At 62.7% G+C, this 19,687-nt stretch carries 18 protein-coding genes; 12 read left to right on the top strand and 6 right to left on the bottom strand.

From position 1 onward, the window contains the following. Positions 1-249: 249 nt before the first annotated feature. The 3 genes from M1E17_RS18910 to M1E17_RS18900 all read left to right on the top strand — a co-directional run bounded on the left by M1E17_RS18910 (position 250) and on the right by M1E17_RS18900 (position 3,191). The gene (locus M1E17_RS18910; RefSeq protein ID WP_457963459.1) at positions 250-1,623 is read left to right on the top strand and encodes an ABC transporter substrate-binding protein; all 1,374 of its coding nucleotides are present in this window, start codon (positions 250-252) and stop codon (positions 1,621-1,623) included. Between the two features lie 353 nt (positions 1,624-1,976). After that, positions 1,977-2,444: an AAA family ATPase gene (locus M1E17_RS18905; protein ID WP_457963458.1), complete on the top strand. Its 468-nt coding sequence runs from the start codon at positions 1,977-1,979 to the stop codon at positions 2,442-2,444. Positions 2,445-2,534: 90 nt separating this feature from the next. Then, a complete protein-coding gene (locus M1E17_RS18900) occupies positions 2,535-3,191 on the top strand; it encodes a class I SAM-dependent methyltransferase (protein ID WP_457963457.1) in 657 nt (218 codons plus the stop codon). 23 nt (positions 3,192-3,214) lie between these two features. On the opposite strand, the gene M1E17_RS18895 is transcribed toward M1E17_RS18900, so the two are convergent. After that, positions 3,215-4,834, bottom strand: coding sequence for a DUF222 domain-containing protein (locus M1E17_RS18895; protein ID WP_457963456.1), 1,620 nt, complete (start codon positions 4,832-4,834; stop codon positions 3,215-3,217). 164 nt (positions 4,835-4,998) lie between these two features. Here M1E17_RS18895 and M1E17_RS18890 point away from each other — a divergent pair, with 164 nt between their 5' ends. Next, positions 4,999-6,306 carry an IS256 family transposase gene (locus M1E17_RS18890; RefSeq protein WP_457965858.1) on the top strand — a complete coding sequence of 436 codons (1,308 nt, stop codon included), beginning with the start codon at positions 4,999-5,001 and terminating at the stop codon, positions 6,304-6,306. A gap of 13 nt (positions 6,307-6,319) precedes the next feature. Here M1E17_RS18890 and M1E17_RS18885 read toward each other — a convergent pair whose 3' ends face one another. After that, the gene (locus M1E17_RS18885; RefSeq protein ID WP_457963455.1) at positions 6,320-6,574 is read right to left on the bottom strand and encodes a hypothetical protein; all 255 of its coding nucleotides are present in this window, start codon (positions 6,572-6,574) and stop codon (positions 6,320-6,322) included. 191 nt (positions 6,575-6,765) lie between these two features. Beyond that, positions 6,766-8,781: a beta-galactosidase gene (locus M1E17_RS18880; RefSeq protein WP_457963454.1), complete on the bottom strand. Its 2,016-nt coding sequence runs from the start codon at positions 8,779-8,781 to the stop codon at positions 6,766-6,768. A gap of 169 nt (positions 8,782-8,950) precedes the next feature. Between M1E17_RS18880 and M1E17_RS18875 the strand changes: the two genes are divergently transcribed. The 6 genes from M1E17_RS18875 to M1E17_RS18850 are packed head-to-tail and all read left to right on the top strand — an operon-like array spanning position 8,951 to position 15,560. Beyond that, entirely contained in the window at positions 8,951-10,240 is a 1,290-nt protein-coding gene (locus M1E17_RS18875) for an ABC transporter substrate-binding protein (RefSeq protein ID WP_457963453.1), read from the top strand. A gap of 45 nt (positions 10,241-10,285) precedes the next feature. Continuing rightward, positions 10,286-11,236: a carbohydrate ABC transporter permease gene (locus M1E17_RS18870; protein ID WP_457963452.1), complete on the top strand. Its 951-nt coding sequence runs from the start codon at positions 10,286-10,288 to the stop codon at positions 11,234-11,236. After that, positions 11,233-12,150, top strand: coding sequence for a carbohydrate ABC transporter permease (locus M1E17_RS18865; protein ID WP_457963451.1), 918 nt, complete (start codon positions 11,233-11,235; stop codon positions 12,148-12,150). The genes M1E17_RS18870 and M1E17_RS18865 overlap by 4 nt, the downstream gene beginning before the upstream one ends. Before the next feature lie 23 nt (positions 12,151-12,173). After that, positions 12,174-12,878 carry a Poxvirus protein I5 gene (locus M1E17_RS18860; RefSeq protein ID WP_457963450.1) on the top strand — a complete coding sequence of 235 codons (705 nt, stop codon included), beginning with the start codon at positions 12,174-12,176 and terminating at the stop codon, positions 12,876-12,878. Between the two features lie 59 nt (positions 12,879-12,937). After that, positions 12,938-14,218 (top strand): MFS transporter, encoded by a 1,281-nt coding sequence (locus M1E17_RS18855; protein ID WP_457963449.1) that lies wholly within the window; start codon positions 12,938-12,940, stop codon positions 14,216-14,218. Between the two features lie 55 nt (positions 14,219-14,273). Continuing rightward, entirely contained in the window at positions 14,274-15,560 is a 1,287-nt protein-coding gene (locus M1E17_RS18850) for a pyridoxal phosphate-dependent aminotransferase (RefSeq protein WP_457963448.1), read from the top strand. A 1-nt stretch (position 15,561) separates the two neighbouring features. Here M1E17_RS18850 and M1E17_RS18845 read toward each other — a convergent pair whose 3' ends face one another. Then, positions 15,562-16,839, bottom strand: coding sequence for a Gfo/Idh/MocA family protein (locus M1E17_RS18845; protein ID WP_457963447.1), 1,278 nt, complete (start codon positions 16,837-16,839; stop codon positions 15,562-15,564). 271 nt (positions 16,840-17,110) lie between these two features. Between M1E17_RS18845 and M1E17_RS18840 the strand changes: the two genes are divergently transcribed. Beyond that, the gene (locus M1E17_RS18840; protein ID WP_457963446.1) at positions 17,111-17,896 is read left to right on the top strand and encodes a rhamnogalacturonan acetylesterase; all 786 of its coding nucleotides are present in this window, start codon (positions 17,111-17,113) and stop codon (positions 17,894-17,896) included. A 56-nt stretch (positions 17,897-17,952) separates the two neighbouring features. On the opposite strand, the gene M1E17_RS18835 is transcribed toward M1E17_RS18840, so the two are convergent. Then, positions 17,953-18,696, bottom strand: coding sequence for an ANTAR domain-containing protein (locus tag M1E17_RS18835; protein ID WP_457963445.1), 744 nt, complete (start codon positions 18,694-18,696; stop codon positions 17,953-17,955). Positions 18,697-18,963: 267 nt separating this feature from the next. On the opposite strand from M1E17_RS18835, the gene M1E17_RS18830 reads away from it, so the two are divergent. Then, positions 18,964-19,182: a hypothetical protein gene (locus tag M1E17_RS18830; RefSeq protein ID WP_457963444.1), complete on the top strand. Its 219-nt coding sequence runs from the start codon at positions 18,964-18,966 to the stop codon at positions 19,180-19,182. Between the two features lie 90 nt (positions 19,183-19,272). On the opposite strand, the gene M1E17_RS18825 is transcribed toward M1E17_RS18830, so the two are convergent. Further along, the gene (locus M1E17_RS18825; RefSeq protein WP_457963443.1) at positions 19,273-19,680 is read right to left on the bottom strand and encodes a hypothetical protein; all 408 of its coding nucleotides are present in this window, start codon (positions 19,678-19,680) and stop codon (positions 19,273-19,275) included. Positions 19,681-19,687: the final 7 nt, after the last annotated feature.

Here is a 19,687-nt window from a genome sequence, read left to right as displayed (position 1 = left end):
GTCTCCTGCAGACTCCCGGCCCGCAAGAAGGCAACATCCGCTCAGTGCCCTCCTGATCCGGCGGCCCGTCTCGGGGCAGGCCGTCGGATCTGCAATGGCGCCCGTGTCCATCGGGCTCCAGATTGTGCCCACTATTTCCCTTGGACAACGTCTTGTAATACAAGTGTTGTACTTGTAGCATCAGATCCAAGAAAGCGTTTCCTCGTTTCTCATCCCCAGCGACAAGATCAAAGAAGATCGGAGTACCCAGTGCAGCTTTTTCCCCGCCCTGACTCTGCAAGGCAACGCCAGGCAGAGACATCATCCACCGGAGCAATCCGCCCACGGCGTAAGAGCCCCCTACGTAAGACGGGCGTGGTCGCCGCGGCAGCCGCCGTCGTCCTTGCCCTGAGTGCCTGCGGCGGGGGTGCTGCCCCGCAAAGTGCGGATGGAACCGTTGAGCTCCGCTTCTCGTGGTGGGGCAGCGACAAGCGGGCCCAGCTGACCCAGACGGCCATTGACGCTTTCGAAGCCGAGAATCCGAAGATCAAGATCAAGCCTGAATATGGCGACTGGAGCGGCTATTGGGACAAGCTGGCCACCCAGGTTGCTGCCAATGACGCCCCGGATATTATCCAGATGGATGAAAAGTACATCACGGAATATTCAAGCCGGGGTGCCCTGCTGGACTTGTCCAAGTACGAGATTGATACGTCCAAGCTGGACGAAGCGGCCCTCAATGCCGGAAAGAGCGAGGATGGGCTGACCGGCATCGCAGCTGGCATCAATGCGGCGACGATCATCGCAAACCCTGCCGTCTTCCAGGCTGCTGGTGTGCCGCTTCCGGATGACAAGACGTGGACCTGGGAGGACTTCGAGCGGATCGCCGCGGAGGTCACGGCCAAATCCCCTAAGGGCAGCTACGGCGCTGCAGCGTACGGTACCGATGAAGCTTCGCTGGGCGTCTGGCTCCGTCAGAACGGCAAGTCGCTGTACACCTCGGACGGCAAGCTGGGTTTTGAGCCCAGCGATATCGCCGAGTGGTGGGCCTTCCTGAAGCAGCTCAGCGAGAAAAAGGCAGTTCCCTCAGCGTCCGAGGTTGTGGAGGCAGAGGCTGCACCGCTGGACCAGAGTGGCTTGGCCACAGGCAAGAACGGGCTCGCCTTCTGGTGGTCCAACCAGCTTCCGGCACTTGAGAAGGCAGCAGGCAGCGAACTCCAGATCCTCCGCTTCCCGTCCAAGACCGGGAAAGCCGCGGATACGCAGCTTTGGTACAAGGCATCCCAGTTCTGGTCAGCTTCCTCACGCACCAAGCACCCCGAGGAGACCGCCAAGTTCATCAACTTCCTGGCCAACAGCGAAAAGGCCGGCGAGGCACTGCTGGCGGACCGCGGCGTCTACCCGAACTCCGACGTCCGGGCGGCCATTGAGTCCAAGCTGACCCCCGCCGACATCAAGGTGGTCAAGTTCATTGACCAGATCAAGGAGGAACTGGGTGAGGCCCCCGCTCCGCCGCCGAAGGGTGCCGGAGCCATCCAGGAGATCGTCAAGCGCTACACCTCCGAGGTGCTCTTCAACAGGCTTTCAACCGATGAGGCGGGCAAAAAGGCCCACGACGAAATGAAGTCGGCCATCAGCGGCTAAGTCCGCATCCGCTCAGGGCATCCGCTGCTGACGCAGTTAGCTGCAGGGAGCGTCCGACGGCGGGAAGCGGCTTCCGTCCCGGCTGGAACCTCTGGTTCCGGCCGGGACGGAGCTGTTTAAGAGGTATGGTTACTGTCCACTTTGGACTCGCGACTTTGGTTCGCGCTCCACTTTCACGGGGATGGGGAGAGTCTTCCAGGGCCGCGACGCAGCTGGCCAGCGCCCGGCCAAGTGCAGGAACCCTTCGAAGGGCCCTTCGGCAAGACGTTTACTTTTCTGGATACGGCGGGCTATACGATCATGGTCCACGATAGGCAGTGACGTCCCCGGTTTGCGCGCCTACGATCGGGGACATGTCTCAGGTCATTTTCATGTGTGGCCCAGCAGGCGCAGGCAAATCCACCATCGCTCGCCAGTTGGAGAGGGACGGAATGGTGCGGCTCTCCTTCGATGAGGCTGCCTGGCAGCTGGGCCTTCGCACCATGCCTTTGGAGGCGCAGGTGCAGGCCGAAATTGAGGCAGCACTTCAAGCCCGTCTTGTCGCCCTTGTCGATTCAGGGAAGGACGTGGTCCTCGACTTTTCTTTCTGGTCTTTGAAAATGCGTGAGGAATACCGTTGTCTGCTGAGGCCGCTGGGTGTGGAGCCGGAGACAATCTATCTGGCTACATCCCGGGAGCTGGTTCTGTCCCGAATTCGATCCCGAGTGGCCGCGCATGCGAACGACTTCACTTTAAGTGAGGAGTTGGCAGCCGAGTATTTTGACCACTTCGAGGTTCCTACAGTGAAGGAAGGTCCGCTGAAAGTCATTGCTAGCCCGTAGAAGTTCCATGGATAAGGCAACATGCTGTCCCAGCATAGGGAAGCTCCTGCACCAGCATCGGGAAACTCCTGCATCAAATAGGGTGGCTGCATGACCGACACCGAGGTGCAGGCCGCTTATACATCGAGGGCCGCCGAGTACACTGCCAGATTCGGGTCGGCTGAGTCCATGCATCCAGCTGACCGGAAGCTCATAGCCGATTGGGCTGCGACTATCAGAGGGCCGGTGCTGGACATGGGGTGCGGGCCCGGCCAGTGGACCAAGTTCCTTGCTGACCAGGGGGCCGCCGTCGAAGGAATCGATCTGGTGCCGTCATTCATTGAACAAGCAAAGGAACGCTACCCAGGCGTTCCGTTCCGCGTCGCCTCGCTCAGAAATCCTGGAGTGCCGGACGGCTATGCATCCGGCATCTTGGCCTGGTACTCCCTGATCCACTGTGAACCAGACCAGATTGCCTCCGTTCTCCAGGAGCTGGCGCGGCGTCTGGCTCCTGGCGGGCTACTTCTGGTGGGTCTGTTTGAAGGGCAGGAAATCGAGAAGATTCCCCACGCAGTAGCGCCCGCATACTCCTGGCCCGTGGAAGAATTCGCCCGGATGCTTGGAGCGGCCGGCTTCGAAACCCTTGCCCATGAGAGACGAACTGAGCCCGGTCACCGCCCGCATGTCGCAATCAGCGCCCGCCTCAGCCGCTCAAACGTTCCGTCCCGGTCATACCATTCGTCGGAACTAGGACCGACGAAGGCGTAGACATTCATCGCCATCCCGCAGGTTTATTCCTGTGGTGGGGGTGGTGGTTTGAAGTAGTTGTTTTGTTGGGGTTTTTGGTGGGGGTCGATGTGGGGTGGGGGTGTGTACCAGGGAGTGCCGTGGTGGGTGTGGATGGTCCATTGTTCTTTGTGGATGAGGTGGTGGTGGTGTGGGCAGAGGAGTGTGCCGTTGTTGGTGGTGGTGGGGCCGCCGTGTGACCAGTAGGTGATGTGGTGGGCTTCGCACCAGGGGGCGGGGATGGTGCAGTTGGGGAAGGTGCAGCCTTGGTCGCGGGCGGTGAGGGCGAGGCGTTGGGCGGTGGTGAAGAGGCGGGTTTTGCGGCCGAGGTCCAGGATTTCGCTGTTGGTGCCCAGGAGGGCGGGGATGATGTCGGCGTCGCAGGCGATTTTGCGCAGGGTGGTGGCGGCGACGGGTCCGGTGAAGGTGAAGTTCCCGGTCCCTGACTCTGCGCCGGTCCCCGTGCCGGGGCCCGTGCCTGTGGTGGTGTGGGTTGCGGTGGGTTGGGGGAGGTGGGGGAGGAGGTCTTGGTAGTTGATGGTGGCGAGGATTTGGGGTCTGTTGCCGCCGGTGGTGGGCAGGGTGTTGGTGGTGAGGGCGGCTTTGATGGCGGTGATGATGCCGTCGAGTTGTTTTTGGGAGCGGGTGCGCCGGTCCAGGTCCGCGGTTTGCCAGACCTGCTGATTCCCGTCCCTTTGTCCGCCGTCCCCGCCGCCGTCTGCACCGTCACCTTGCGCTGTTCCTGTGGCTGTGTGGGTGCGGGGGTTGGTGGCGGTGTTCATGACGGTGAGGAAGTGTTCGTATTGGTCGGTGGTTGCGAGGATTTCGATGCGGTGGAGGCCGTGGCGGGGTTTGCGGATGAAGGCGCCTTGGGTGTGGCGGAGGGCTTCTTCGCTGGGTTCGGTGCCGTCGGCGTCGATGGTGTCTGACCAGCGGCGGGCGACGCGGGTGAGGAAGTCGGGGTCGGCGGTGGCTGCGGTGCCGGTGAGGTGCTGTTCGATCCGGCTGAGGGTTTGGGGGGTGGTGTGGTGCCGGAGCCGGTCCAGGGTGGTGGCGATGATGGTCCCGGCCCGGGAGGACACCACCGGGCTGCCCACGGTGCCGGTGACAGCCAGTCCCGCCTCGGTGTCGGTTTGTTCTGTGTCGGCTTCTTCGGTGCCGGTTGCTGGTGCCAGTGCTGTGGCGAGGTGTTCCCGGGGTGGGGGTGTGGGGTCTCCGGTGAGGGTGGTGGCGGGAAGGGTGTCATGGGCGAGGTGGAGCCGGCGGCGGGCCTCGCTGATGCCGATCCTGAGTCTGAGGCGGAGGAATTCGGCGGTGTTCCGGCATCCGTCGTCGGCCGGGGACCGCGGCACTGACATTTCGGGGTTTGTGCTTGTGGGGCTGGTGGCGGGCCAGGCGGCGTCGGTTTCGGGGAGGGTTTCGGTTCCGGTGTCCGGGCCGGTGACCCAGCCGGTGGTGCCGGTGCTGGCTGATGCTGTGCTGGCGCTGGTGCGGCGGGTTCTGGTGTTGGCTTCGGTGATGGCCTGGGTCCGGGTGCGGTCCACGGCGCCGGCGGAGAGGATTTGCAGGTAGTCCACGGTCCGAGAGAACTCTTCGACCAGGCCGGCGAAGTTCGAAGCCTCCACGTAGCCTGCCAGCGCCAGAGTTTCCGGAGCGGCAGCGGGGGTGTCAGATTGTTTGTGTAGGAGGGCTGTAGTCGCTGGGTGATTGGAGAATCATTGTGGCTATGACTAGACCCCGTGAGGTGTCCCCGGAGGAGTTGGCCCGCAGGGCTGCGGCGGCCGGCAGCATGGAGGCGTTGAAGGCTTCGGGCGCGTTCGATGAGCTGATGAACCAGATCGATTCCGGACAGCTGGAACTCGACGGCAAGGACGGTTTCATCCAGCAGCTGATCAAGGCCTCGCTGGAACGCGGGCTCCAGGCCGAGCTGTCGGGGCATCTGGGCTATGACAAGGGCGATCCGATCGGGCGTTTCCTGCCTAACGCCCGCAATGGGTCTTATCCGAAGACGCTCGGGACCTCCGCGGGGGACGTGGATCTGGCCGTGCCTCGTGACCGTGCTGGGTCATTCACCCCGCATCTGGTCCCGAAGGGTGCGCGCCGGACAGGTGGCCTGGATGACATGATTATCAGCCTTTACGCCGGCGGGATGACGGTCCGGGACATCGCCCACCATCTGGAATCCACGCTGGGCACGGAGCTGTCCCACGAGACGATTTCCAAGATCACCGATGAGGTCCTGGACGAGGTGATGGAGTGGCAGAAACGCCCACTGGAGCCGCTGTATCCGATCCTGTATCTGGATGCGATCATCATCAAGGTCCGTGACGGGCACCAAGTGCAGAACCGTGCCGCGCACATTGCCGTGGGCGTGGACATGGACGGGATCAAGCACGTTCTGGGGATCTGGGTCGAAGCTACCGAGGGTGCGAAGTTCTGGGCAGGGGTCTGCGCCGAGCTCGCCAACCGCGGCGTGAAGGACGTTCTGATCGTCTGTTGCGACGGGCTCACCGGCTTCCCTGAGGCGATCGCCGCGACCTGGCCGGCCGCGACCGTCCAGACCTGTGTCGTGCACCTGATCCGTGCCTCGATGCGCTTCATCGGCTACCAGGACCGGAAGAAGGTCGCGTCCGCTCTGAGGCCGGTTTACACCGCCCCGACGGCCGACGCCGCGCAGGAGGCACTCGATGCATTCGAGGCCTCCGATCTGGGACGGAAGTATCCCGCAACTGTACGAACCTGGCGCAACGGTTGGGAGAGATTCATCCCCTTCCTGGCGTTCCCACCGCCGGTCAGACGGATTATTTACACCACGAACGCGATCGAGTCGCTGAATTACCAGCTGCGCAAGATCATCAAGAACCGCGGGCATTTCCCCAACGACCAGGCGGCCGTGAAGCTACTCTGGCTGGCGATCTGCAACATCGAGGACAAACGCACCAGTGCCCGGACCAAGCTTGAAGGCAGAGCCCGGGAAAACCGTGCCAAGACGGTGAACAAACTCATCGAGGGAACCTTCACACCTGGATGGAGCGAAGCCCTTGGCGTCCTCCTCCTGAACTATCCCGACAGACTCGGACCTTACCTAAACCGATGAGACTGCACCCGACTTACACAAATAACTTGACAGGCTCCGGCAGGGGGGGTGTCAGAAGCGAAACAAGGCCGGCCAGCTCCACGGTTTCAGTCAGGGCCGCGGTCTCAGCCATTCCGGCCGGGACGGCACGAAGGTGGGACGGCCCGCCGTGCCTGGCCCCGCCGTCGGACGCCTTAGCTGAATTTGAAACGGCTGCTGCCGGGGTGCCTGCGGGTGTCAGCAGCGCGGTACCGCCGTGCTCCGCAAGCTGTTCCCCGATGGCTTCCATAGGTCCACTCTGCCAAGGGGGTACGACATTTAAGGGGGCAGCAGATTTAGCGGAGTGATCCCGGAGGAACGGGGACGCGTAACCACTTCCGGGAAGTGCGGCGGCAGCCCCGCCGTGCTCCGCAAGCTGTTCCCAGATGGCTTCCATAGGTCCACTCTGCCAAGCGGGTACGACAATAACCGAGACCCCGGTTAGTCCTCCGCGATCACCGCCACGCTTCCACCCTCAACACTGCCCTCAAATCGATCTCCAGTGAGCAGATCAATTCCGGAGGCGCGCACCGTGGCTGAAGATCGTGAGTGGTTTATTGCGAACAGGAAACTCCGGCCGTCATCAGAACGGCGCCGGGTCAGTTCCACGCCGGCATCCGCGGAGGCAACGGCTGCCACACCGGATTCAGTCACCAGCCGGTCCATGATCGCTTCGATGCCGTCACGGTCCGGGAACGTGGCCAAGTACCAGGCAGCGCCGTCGCCAACGGCGTTCCGCGTCAGTGAGGGGACATTCTCCAAAGGGTATTGGCTGAACGTCTGGATGGCCTCGGCCCCTGTCAGCTGGACATGTTCGCTCCATACAGAAGACACTCCGCCGTCGCTCAACTTCAGCTGGACTCCCTGCATCAGCGGGTGGAATTCCTCCACGCGAACGCCCAGGAGCTCGCGGAAAGCACCGGGATAGCCGCCCAGCCTGACGTGGTCGTTCTCATCCGCGATCCCGCTGAAATAGCTGATCAGGACGGTGGCACCGGCGCGAGCAGCGTGCGCAATATTCGCGGCAGCGGCATCAGTCACGGAGTACAGCGTGCAGACAAGAACCAGGCTGTAGCCCTCCAGCGAGGCAGAAGGATGGACGATGTCCGCCGAGATCCCCCGCAGGAAAAGTGAGCGGTGGAAAGCCCGCAGCAGGTCCAGGTACTTAACGTCCTGGCTCGGTTTGGAGTCGATTTCACTGGCCCACCACGCTTCGTAATCGAACACGATCGCCACCTTGGACTCCACCCGTGAGCCCCGGACGGAGGCCAGCTGCTTCAGCGCGGCACCCAGGCCCACCACCTCCCGGAAAACCCGCGTTTCGCGTCCGGCGTGCGGCACCATGGCCGAATGGAATTTCTCCGAACCCGCAAAACTCTGGCGCCACTGGAAGAACATCACGGCGTCCGCGCCGCGTGCGACGTGGGCCAGGGAATTGCGCAGCATCTCGCCGGGCATCTTGGGCTGGTTGCGTGGCTGCCAGTTAACGGCCGACGTCGAATGTTCCATCAGGATCCACGGGTCACCGCCCGCAATTCCCCGGGTCAGGTCCGCGCTGAATGCCAGTTCGATGTGCCGCTCCGGATCGTCGGCCACCAAGTAGTGGTCGTTGGCGATGACATCCAGGTCCTTGGCCCAGTCGAAGTAGTCCAATGACTTGCAGCCGCTCGATGCCATCAGGTTGGTGGTGGCCGGAATGCCCGGCGTGACCTCCCGCAGGACCGCCACGAGCTCACGGTAGTAGTCCATCAACGCCCAGGAGCTGAACCGCTTGAAGTCCAACTGCTGCCCTGGATTAAGGGTGGAGGGCGCCGCTCCGGGCGGGAGGATTTCGTCAAACGATGCGTAGTTCTGCGACCAGAATGCAGTCCCCCAGGCAGCGTTGAGTGCGGAGATGCTGCCGTGCCGGCGCTCCAGCCAGACCCGGAAGGCGGCGGCGTCCTCCGGCCCGTAGAACTCGCTGACGTGACAGCCCAGCTCATTGTCCACGTGCCACAGCGCCAACGCCGGGTGGTCCTTGTACCTCTCCGCGATGACCCGGGTAATGCCCGTTGCATACCGCCTGTAAACAGCCGACGACGGCGAGTAGTGCCGCCGCGATCCCGGTCCCAGCACGGTTCCGTCAGCCGTCACCGGCAGGATTTCCGGATGCTTGCGCACCAGCCAGGCCGGGGGAGCCGCGGTTGCCGTTGCCAGGGCTACTTTGATGCCCGCGGATGCAAGGTTGTCCATCACCTCGTCCAGCCAGCCGAAGTCGTACGTGCCTTCGGTCGGTTCCAGCAGGGCCCAGGAGAAGATCCCCACGCTAAGGAAGTTAACGCCGGCTTCCTTCATCAGCTCCAGGTCCTCAAGCCGGACGCTTTGAGGCCACTGCTCGGGGTTGTAGTCGCCGCCATAGGCGATCCCTTCCACCTTGCTCCAAACACTCGCCGGGCCAGGGGTTTGCTGCAAAGTCATAGGACTCCTTGTTTAGGGGTAAGTAGAACGTACCGGAAATCGGATGTTTGGAAAACGCTTGCCCATCAAGGGAATTGACGATATTGTATCGTTTCAGAAGGTGTGTAAGCCAGCTCACTGCTCCCAATGGGGGAATAGGGTTTGCACCATATCGAGCAAGGAGGCTCTCATGATCAACCGAAGGAATTTCCTCACCACTGTGGCTGTAGGCACCGCATCTGCCGCAGCTTTGGCGGCTTGTGGCACAGGCTCCAGCACGTCCGGGGAGACGGGCTCCGCGGAAAACCCCGTCAGCATTGACTACACCTGGTGGGGCAACGACGACCGCGCCGAGCGCACCCGCAAGGCCATCGCCCTGTTTGAGTCAAAGAACCCGGACATCAAGGTCAACGGCAACTTCACCGACTTCGCTGGCTACTGGCAGAAGCGTGCCACCGAGGCAGCCGGCGGCGGGCTGCCTGACGTTATGCAGTGGGACCTCTCCTACCTGCGTGACTACGGCCAGCGCAACCAGCTCCTGGACCTGAGCACAGTCAAGATCAACACGGACGCCTTCGACAAGTCCCTCCTGCCCTCCGGCCAGATCAGGGGCAAGACCTACGGCATCCCTACCAGCACCAACGCGTTCGCCGTCTACTACGATCCGGCCAAGCTGGCCTCCCTCGGCATTGCCGAGCCGGACGGCAGCTGGTCCTACAAGGAATTCAACGAGTTCCTGACCGAAGTAGGCACCAAGAGCAACGGCGCGATCTTCGGCGGAACCGACTACACCGGTGTGTGGTGGATGTTCAACATCTGGCTGCGCCAGAACAACATCGAAGCGTTCACCGAAGACGGCAAGCTCGGCTTCACCAAGGACGATATGAAGAAGTGGTGGAATACCACCGCAGGCCTCCGCGGTACCCCAGCCATTGTTTCGGAAGAGCGCGTTACCCAGCTCGCTCCGAAATCCCCGTTCGGCTCCAACGTCACCGCAACGGAAGTCACCTGGGACAACTTCATGGCCGGCTACCTCTCGGACAGCGGTGCCAAGGAACTGAAGCTCGTTCCGGTTCCCTCGGATGACCAGGACAACCTGGGCCTCTTCCTCAAGCCCTCCATGCTGATGGTGGCCAGCGCCAAGACCAAGAACAAGGACGCTGCGGCCCGCTTCATCGACTTCATGGTCAACGATCCTGAGGTCGGGGAGATCTTCAAGACCTCCCGCGGCGTACCGGCGTCCAAGACCCAGCGTGACGGCACAACGTTCGAAGGTACCGACAAGCTGGTTGTTGACTACGAGAAGTCCATCGAGAAGTACCTCAAGGATGCTCCTGAGCCGCCCATCGTCGGTTTCGGCACGCTGGAGGCTTCCTTCAAGCGCATCAGCTCGGACCTGAACTACGGCAAGGTGACGATCGACGGCGCCGCGGACGCATGGTTCAAGGAAGCCGAAGACCTCATCAAGCAGAACGCCTGAGCAGCAGACTGTCTGCCAGACCTTCATAACTGACGGAATGAACTCGTGACTCAAAGCCCAACCCTGAGCAGGCGTTCGACGCCGCCCGCTCCCGCGCTGCGTAAGTCAAAGCAGCGCGGGGCGGACGCCCGCGCCGGCTACACTTTCCTGCTGCCCTGGCTGCTGGGATTCATCGCACTCACCGTGGGCCCGATGATTTCCTCGCTATACCTCTCCTTCACCAACTACAACCTTTTCGAGCCGCCCAAATGGATCGGGCTGGACAACTACACCACCCTGTTCCAGGACGAACGGTTCCTGCAGTCGGTGGGTGTCACCGTGTCCTACGTGGTGTTCGGTACCCCGCTCAAGCTGGCGGCCGCGCTGGCAGTGGCCATGCTGCTCAACAGCAAGCGCAAGGGCCAAGGCTTCTACCGTTCGGCGTTCTACGCACCCTCCCTGATCGGCGCGTCCGTCTCCATTGCGATCGTCTGGAAAGCCGTGTTCGGCGACGCCGGCCCGGTGGATGAGGGCCTGTCCTTCTTCGGTATCAACCTCGGTGGCTGGGTGGGCAACCCCTCCATGACCATGCCCATGTTCGTCCTGCTGACCGTCTGGCAGTTCGGCGCCCCGATGGTGATCTTCCTTGCCGGCCTCAAGCAGATCCCAACAGACCTCTACGAAGCGGCGTCCATGGATGGTGCCGGACCGGTGCGGAAGTTCTTCAACATCACCTGGCCCATGCTCTCCCCGGTGATCTTCTTCAACCTGCTGATGGAAACCATCCACGCATTCCAGATCTTTGCTTCGGCCTACATCATCTCCAACGGTGAGGGCGGCCCGGCGGGCTCCACACTCTTCTACACCCTTTACCTGTACCTGCGGGGCTTCAGCGACTTCCGGATGGGCTACGCCTCGGCCATGGCCTGGCTCCTGGTGATTGTCGTCGGCATCATCACCCTGATCTTCTTCAAAACGTCCAAGTCCTGGGTCCACTACAGCGGTGATGCAAAATGACAACCATGGCAACCCCCACCCAGTCGGCACCCCAAGCGGCGGCCGAACACTACAACCCGAAGTCCGAATCAGCCGGTACCAAACGGATCAAGAGCGCCGTCTTCCACCTCGTGGCCCTGGCCCTGACCGCCATAGTGCTCTACCCGGCGCTGTGGATGGTCACATCGTCCTTCAAGCCGAACGACGAAATCGGCGGCGGCAACACCGCGCTCTGGTCGAACAACTTCAGCTTCGACAACTTCGTCACGGCCATGGACGGGATCGGCGGGGTGTCCACCCTGCAGTTCTTCACCAACTCCCTGATTCTGGCCGTCGGCGCCGTGGTCGGCACCATCCTGTCGGCGAGCGTCTCGGCCTATGCCTTCGCCCGGATCAAGTTCCCCGGCCGCAGCGTGTTCTTCGGCATGATGATCGCCACCCTTCTCCTGCCGTTCCACGTGGTGATCATTCCGCAGTACATCGTCTTCCAGCAGCTTGGCCTGATCGACACCTACATCCCGCTGCTGATCGGCAAGTTCCTCGCCGCTGACGCATTCTTCGTGTTCCTCATGGTGCAGTTCATGCGGAACCTTCCTGCGGAACTGGACGAGGCAGCACGCATCGACGGCGCCGGGCACGTGCGGATCTTCGGTTCCATCATGCTGCCGCTGATGAAGCCGGCGCTGATCTCCACGTCGATCTTCTCCTTTATCTGGAGCTGGAACGACTTCCTCGCTCCGCTGCTGTACCTGAACACCCCGGAAAAGTACCCGCTCCCGCTGGCGCTGCGCCTCTTCCAGGACCAGACCCAGAGCTCGGACTACGGCGCTATGATCGCCATGTCAGTCCTGGCCCTGCTTCCGGTACTGATCTTCTTCCTGGTGTTCCAGCGCTACATCGTTGAAGGCGTCTCCACCCAGGGCCTCAAGGGCTAAACAGAACCAAGGGCTGACAGAATATGAGCATCATGGACAGCACCACACCCGCATCCGGCCGCAATGAACCCATCCCGGTCAACCGCTTCGCACTGTTTTCCGAGACCCTGCTGGCCGGCCTGCTGGTGCTGGTGCTGTCCATTCCGCTTGTTACCATTCCCGCCGCCTACGCGGCAGGCATCGCACACCTGGAACGCCACCTCTCCGGCCGCGACGATTCCCTCCGTGCCCTCTGGGGCACCTTCCGCTTAGCCCTTCCGGGCAGCTGGAAGCTGGGAATCACGACGGCGGCAGCCGCCGTCGTTATTGGGCTGAACCTGTTGCTCGCACTGGTGGGGCAGCTGCCCGGCCGGGCGGTCATCCTTCCGGCCACCCTGGTTCTTGCCGCCGCGGCGGCGGTCCTGCTCCTGCGCACCGCCGCAGCGTGGTCCGACTTTTCCGGCGACGCCGCAGGGCCGGGAGCTACAGGGCCGGGGCCGACAGAGAAAAACCCGGCGGCGTCCGGACCAGCAGCGAAAGACCCGGCATTGAAAGATGGACCCTGGACGGCGGCGCTGGCGACGGCGAAAGTGCTGTCCCTGCGTGACTGGACAGGTTCCCTCCTCCTCGCCGCCGCACTGTTTGCCACAGTTGTGTTCGTCTGGATGCTCGCGGCCCTGTTTGTGGTGGTTCCGGGCACCCTGATCCTGGCATCCGCTTCAGTCAAGATGCGCTCCACCCGCACCTAGACCACCCGGGGTCCGTCCAGGCCCTCCCCATCATTACCAGCTACCGAGTTGAGTCCGACGTGTCTTCCGACCGCCACCAGTCCCCAGAGTCCCTCCGCGTTCCCGAGCCTCCGCTCCGTTGGTATCACCCGCTGGCCCACCGCAATTACCGCCTGTTTCTGGGTGTCCAGCTAACCGGCAACGTGGGCGTGTGGATGCAGCGACTGGCCCAGGACTGGCTGGTGCTCCAGCTGACCGGGAGCCCCGCTGCGGTGGGTGTAGCCGTAGCCCTGCAGTTTCTGCCCATGCTGATTGTTGGGCCGCTGGCCGGATTGGTGGTGGATGTCTTTCCGAAACGCCGCATCATGCTTATTTGCCAGGCCGTCATTGCCCTCCTTGCGATGGGCCTGGCCGCCTGGGCAGCCAGCGGCACCATCACCGTCTGGGCTGTGTACGCAAGCTGCGTCGCGCTGGGTGTTACCGCCGCAATTAACCAGCCTGCAAGCCACGTATTCGTGAACGAGGTGGTGGGCGACGCCGCGCTGCAGCCTGCCATCGGCCTAAATAACGCCGTTGCCCAGCTGGGAGCGATGGCCGGTCCGGCGTTGGGCGGTGTGGTCATCGCCCAGGCCGGATCGGCAGTGGCGTTCGCCGCCAACTCCGTCCTTTGCCTGCTGGTGCTGGCCATGATTGCGGCCATTCGTCCTGCACAGCTGCATCCCAGCCCACCCGCCGTCCGTGGACGTGGGCAGCTCCTGGCCGGGTTCCGCTACGTCAGGGACAGGCCCTCGCTCCTGCTGATCATCGCCCTTGCCGGCCTCATGGGGGCATTTGGCATGAACGGTCCCGTAGTGCTGGCCGCCTTCGCCGAACGGGTGTGGCACAACGGTGTGGCCGGATTCGGCATGTTCAACACCCTGAGCTCGTTGGGCGCACTGGCCGGAGCGCTGCTGGCGGCCCGCCTCAAAAACATGGGCCGCAGGGGGATCGTTGCCGCTGCCGGACTTTTTGGGCTGTCCCAACTGGTGGCCGCGCTGATGCCCTCCCTGGTGCTCTTCGCCATCATGCTGGTCATTGTGGGCCTCATGACCCTGCTGTTCCTCACCAGTGCGGTCACCGCCGTTCAGCTGGAAGCCGGTCCGGAAATCCGCGGAAGGGTGATGGCGCTGTACTTGCCGCTTCTGCTGGGCGGGCATGCCCTGGGCGGCCTCTTGGCGGGCTGGCTCACCGAGGCCTTCGGTGTTCGGACGGGACTGGTGGTCACGGGGACGCTGGGCATGGTGTCGGCCGCAGTCATTGGCCTGCTGTTGTGGATGAACTCGCGGCCTACACCCACACCGGTCCACCCAGCTGCCTCCTGACGGGCTCCTCCTGACGGGCTCCCCTTGACAGGCCCCCGCTGTGAAATGATGAGTCATGCCTCCGATGCAATATTCCAGCAAGCTCCAGAACGTCAAGTATGAACTCCGGGGTCCCATCCTCCAGGCGGCACGAAAGATGGAGGCGGAGGGGCACCGGATCCTCAAAATGAATCTTGGAGACACGGCTCCCTTTGGCCTGGAAGCGCCTGAATCCGTAGTGGTGGACATGATCCACCATCTGCGCGGAGCACAGGGCTACAGCGATTCAAAAGGCATATTCTCGGCCCGGACTGCCATTTCGCAGTATTACCAGACGCGCGGGCTGATGCAGATCGGCGTCGAGGACATTTTCATTGGCAACGGTGTCAGCGAACTCATTTCCATGACCCTCCAGGCCTTCCTGGAAAACGATGACGAAATCCTGGTCCCCGCGCCGGACTATCCGCTTTGGACAGCTGCAGTGACGCTGACTGGTGGCCGGCCTGTCCACTACCTCTGTGATGAGGACCAGAACTGGTGGCCGGACATGGCGGACGTCGAGTCCAAGATCACCAGCCGGACCAAGGGGATCGTCATCATCAATCCCAACAATCCGACAGGCGCCGTCTATCCCAGGCGCATCGTGGAACAATTTGCTGCCCTGGCCCGCAAACATGACCTGGTGCTTTTCTCTGACGAGATCTACGAGAAAGTCAGGTATGAGGATGCCGAGCACTTCCATACCGCTTCCGTGGCAGAGGATGTTTGCTGCCTGACTTTCAGCGGACTTTCCAAGGCTTACCGCATGCCGGGATACCGGGCGGGCTGGGTGGCCATCACCGGTCCGCGCACGGCAACACTGGCGTACCGGGAAGCGCTGGAATTGCTGGCCTCGTTGCGGCTGTGCCCCAATGTCCCCGCCCAGCACGCCATCCAGACCTGCCTTGGCGGCTACCAAAGCATTGAGGAACTGATCCGGCCCGGTGGCAGGCTCCGCGAACAGCGGGACCTGGCGCTGGAGCTCCTCACGGCCATTCCGGGCGTGACGTGCGTTCCCGCTGCCGGCGCCATGTACCTTTTCCCGCGGCTGGACCCGGAGGTTTACCCCTTCGTAAGCGACGAGCAGTTTGTCCTTGACCTTCTGCGGGAACAGAAGATCCTGGTGTCCCACGGTTCGGCGTTCAATTGGCCCAGGCCTGATCACTTCCGGTTTGTGATTCTGCCGGCTGTCCAGGACATCAGGGAGGCGGTACGGAGGATCGCAGCCTTCCTGGCGTCCTACCGCAACTCGGAGGCTGTGACGGAACGGCTGCCGCAGCCGCCGCTCACGCCGGTTCTTGCTGCGACGCCTGATCCGGGGTGAACTAGTTACTGCCCCCGTACGCCAACTGGGGCCGGGCAGGATGGGGTGCTGCGCTGGTCTTCGCCTTTTCGGTGACCGCCCAAGGGATTCCAAGCTCGCTGAACGTGGCGTGTTCCTGCGTGGCCTGTTCCAATGCGTCTTCTATCCCGATGACCACCGCGTGCGCTGCGTCGCCGTCGCCCTCCCACCGCACGAAACCGGGATCTATCGGCGTCGGAGGTGGTGCGGTGCGGATGGCCTCAAGGACCAGCATGAAGGCACCGCTGTCCAGGAGCGGGCTGATGAGTGCAGTGCCATGGTTGCGGTGGGCGATCAGGTTCTCGGTCAGATCGTCACGGCTGAAAACCTGTTCGGTCCAGCTTTCTTTGGTGCTGACGGTGAGCCGGTCCTCGGTGTAGTGGAACACAGCAGTTCCGGCCGACCCCTGCAGGGTGATGTACGGTTCCACGGATTCACCGGCGCACAGCGTCAGTGCGCAGGTGACTGAGATCCCGGACGCCGTGCGGATCCGGATCACAGAGGTGTCGTCAGATTCGATCTGGTTGGCGCCGTACAGGTCTGTTTCCACCGATGCGACGTCATCCACCGTCCGTGCGCCAGCTATCCGCAGCGCGGTGGCTACCGCATGGGCCAGCGGGTTGGTGGCCACACCGTCCACCACGTCAACACCGTCCAGACGTCGCTTTCCTGCCCAGCGGGAGCGCTGGTAATACGCGCGGTCCCGGACCCACCGGCCTGTTGCCGAGACGCCCTGGAGGGAGCCAATGGTCCCAGCCGCCAACAATTCCTCGATGGCCTTCAGTGCATGCGAACCGAGGCTTTGGAAGCCAATCTGCACGCTCCGTCCGGAGGCGGCGGCGGCGTTACGCAGCCTGTCGAAGTCTGCCAGCGATGCAACGGGCGGCTTCTCCAGGTAGAGATCTGCAGCCGTTGCCAGCGCGGCAAGGCCCAGCGGTGCGTGGCTTTGGATAGGGGTGGCCACGATAATGACGTCCAGTTCCCGGGTTTCCGCCAGGAGTTCAGTGAGCCCCGGGAAAACAGCAGCTGTGGCGGGCACGGAACCGGGTGAGGGCGGCTGCGGATCGGCCACCGCCACGAGGTCCACAACGCCGTTCGCCTGGAGGCGTTCAAGATTGCGCAGATGATGGGTACCAAACCCATGGACGCCTACCAGTGCAACGCGGGTTGCCGGCTTGCCCTCCCGCGTGGCGGGCTGGGTGCGGGCCGAGTGTGGCTCCTTGAAAGTTGACTCGGCGTGGGTGCCGGATGGCGTTCCCATGGGTCTCCGTTTCTCCCCGGCAGGGGCACAGGCTTCGGTGCCTGCGGCTGATGCGGCTTTAGGACGATGTGGGCGACAATCGCAGGTCTGCCGTCCCATTTAGTCCGGCAAGCGCTTTCCCTCCCTTCCAGTGTGAACCAGGGAATAGCCCCGAGTCCAGTCCTGTAACGATTCAGAATGTGCTTGACGAGCCGGCCGCTGGAGTCTAGTTTCTTGTCAGAAACCGATTACCACCGGACGGCTGCTGCCGTCCAACAACAGAGGGTACCTAATGAAAATCCTGCTCGCCGGAGATTCCACCGTGGCGAACTGTCCCACCTACGAGTACCCCATGAGCGGCTGGGGAGCGCAGCTACCCCCGCACGTGTACACCTGGGCTGCCGTGCACAATTTCGCCAAGGGCGGTGCCAGCACGGAGTCCTTCCGCGCAGAGGGGCTATGGCGTCAGCTCCTGGAACTGGTCGAGGAAGGGGACCTGGTCCTGATCCAGTTCGGGCATAACGACCAGAAAAAAGTCCATCTTGCGGCCCGGACGGGATACGCCGCAAACCTGCGCACCATGGTGGCGGAGGTCCGCGCCCGCGGGGCCAGGCCTGTGTTGTGCACGTCGGTGGAGCGCCGGCACTTCCTTGAGGAAGCGGACGGTGTCGCCGAGCTGGAACAGACGCTGGAGGACTATCCGGAGGTGGTCCGTGAGATTGCCCTTGAACTGCAGCTGCCCGTCGTCGACCTCAACTCCTGGACTCGAGACCTGTACACCCACCTGGGCGTGGAGAAATCAAAAGAGCTGTTCTGTCATTTCGGGCCGGGCGAACATGCGTACTGGCCGGCAGGGCTGGCGGACAACACCCACTTCTCGCAGGAAGGGGCAGCCCTGGTGGCGGAGCGCGTCGCCAGCCAGATAGCGCTGTTGGGCCTCGCCCCTGGCAGCCGGGACCCTGGCAGCCGGAACCCTGACAGCGGGGAACCTGACGGCCGGGAACCTGAGGTCTGGGAAGTGGCTGGAAGTCCGACGGCGGTACGCCCGCCGGAGGACCTGGCGGCGGCGGTCCGCTAGCTCCTGGAACTACAACTGGCCCTCGCGTCGGAACCTGCCGCCCGCATCTTCCCGGACTAGGCGTCGAAGTGGGTGAGGACGTTTGGATCCCGGGACACTGAGGTGACGATTGAGGTCGCGACGTCCCGGAGTTTCATGTTGCGCGAACTCGAGGCGATTCTCAGGATCTGGAATGCCGCGTCCTGGCTGCAGCGGTTCTGCGCCATGATCGCGCCGGCTGCAAGGTCGATGGTGGTGCGGGATTCCATTGCCGCTTTCAGGTTATTCCGGTCGTCGGTGAGCCGGGCGATTCGGACGGCCAGTCGCAATGACTTGGAAGCCTGCCCAGCGTAAGCCTCGGCCTTTTCAATGTCTTCCCCGCTGAAGGCGTGTGTCTTGGCCGAATATACGTTCAAAGCCGCGTTCGCTTCGCCCTCGAGGGGCAGGGGAACAGCCAGGATTGAACCGACTCCCTGTTTCCAGGCAGCGGCGATGTAGCCGGGCCAGCGGCGTTCCTCCTGCAGATCGGGGACGTGCATGGTGGTCAGCTCCCGGATGGCAGTGAGGCAGGGGCCGTCGCCCAAGCCGTACTGCAGTTCGTCCAGGGGAAGGGCGCGGTGATCGCTGGAGGCTACGGTGGCTGCCTTCTTCTTCCGCATCAACGTGACGCTGCAGAACACCTCATGACGGGTGGAAAGGCTTGAGGCTGAGAAGGCCGCAAGTTCATTGAGGAGCTCCTCTACGTCGGCACACTGTAGGACCAAGTCCTGAAGGTGCTCTGCGACGTCCGCTTCGGGCAAAATGTTGGGTTCCTGGGCCATGGCGGCCTCGATCCTGGTTGGTCCCTTCAGGAGCGGCTCTTGGACCGAAGATCCGTCAGGGTGACGAGTTCTCAGTCTACGCCTGTGCAGTGTCCGTGGGGCTGGTCCTGGAAGAGGGAGGCAGAAATCCCATTGTCTTCGGGGCCTTGAAGTGCTATCACGTTGGTATCAAAAAGTTGCAGCGAAAAATTCGATACTGGCGAGCAGAGAAGGATTTCAGCGGCATCGCCGCTCCGCGCAGGGAGCGGCCAGTTGATGGGAGTCCAGATGGGTGCAGAGTCGATCCTCGCGTTGATCGGCGGGTATCTCGCAACAGCCATCACAGTGTTCCTGTTGTACTCGCCCGTATTGATTCTTGTGGTGGTGCTGCTGTTGATAGCGGGCATTCTGCAGCTTATTGCCTTGCCCTTCATCGTCCTGATTCGCAGGCTGCGGGGGCGGGGAAAGCCCAAATCGCCGTCGGACGGAACGTGGCTTTTCCGGTGATGCCTTCACTAAGGTGATGCAACCCGTGCGGTGATGCGTCACTCCTGTTGATGCGTCAGTCCTCGGTGGTCCGCAGGGGTGAAGCCGTTGCTACGCCCGGGGCGGTTCCTGGCCGTGTTCGTCCTCGCCCGTGCCCTGATCCTTGCCCGGCTGGCTCAGTTCTCCGCCTGAGCCAATTTGCTCCTGTTCGCCACGATTCTCTTGGGTTGGTCGGGCGAGGTCGTCTGAATCGAGGTCGTCTGAGTCGAGGTCATCTGAATAGGGGGCGTGGATCCGCGGAGCCTTATCGATTAGTTCGTTACCCGCCATGGCCAGCAGATCCCGTTCGATGGGCGGGAGGGACAGCAGGCCCTGCAAGTAGGCCTCAACTTCGTATTCGCCCACACTGCCGCCAAGGCTGAAGTAATTCAGCCACAGCTCCCCGATGCCGAGGTCTGAGGCCTTGAGCGCTTCCCGAAGCCGGCGGCTTTGTTCGGGTTCATGGGGATCGAAGCCCACGGCGGTA

The sequence above is a fragment of the Arthrobacter sp. D1-29 genome, from assembly GCF_054130585.1.
This window is presented reverse-complemented; position numbering and strand designations above follow the sequence as displayed.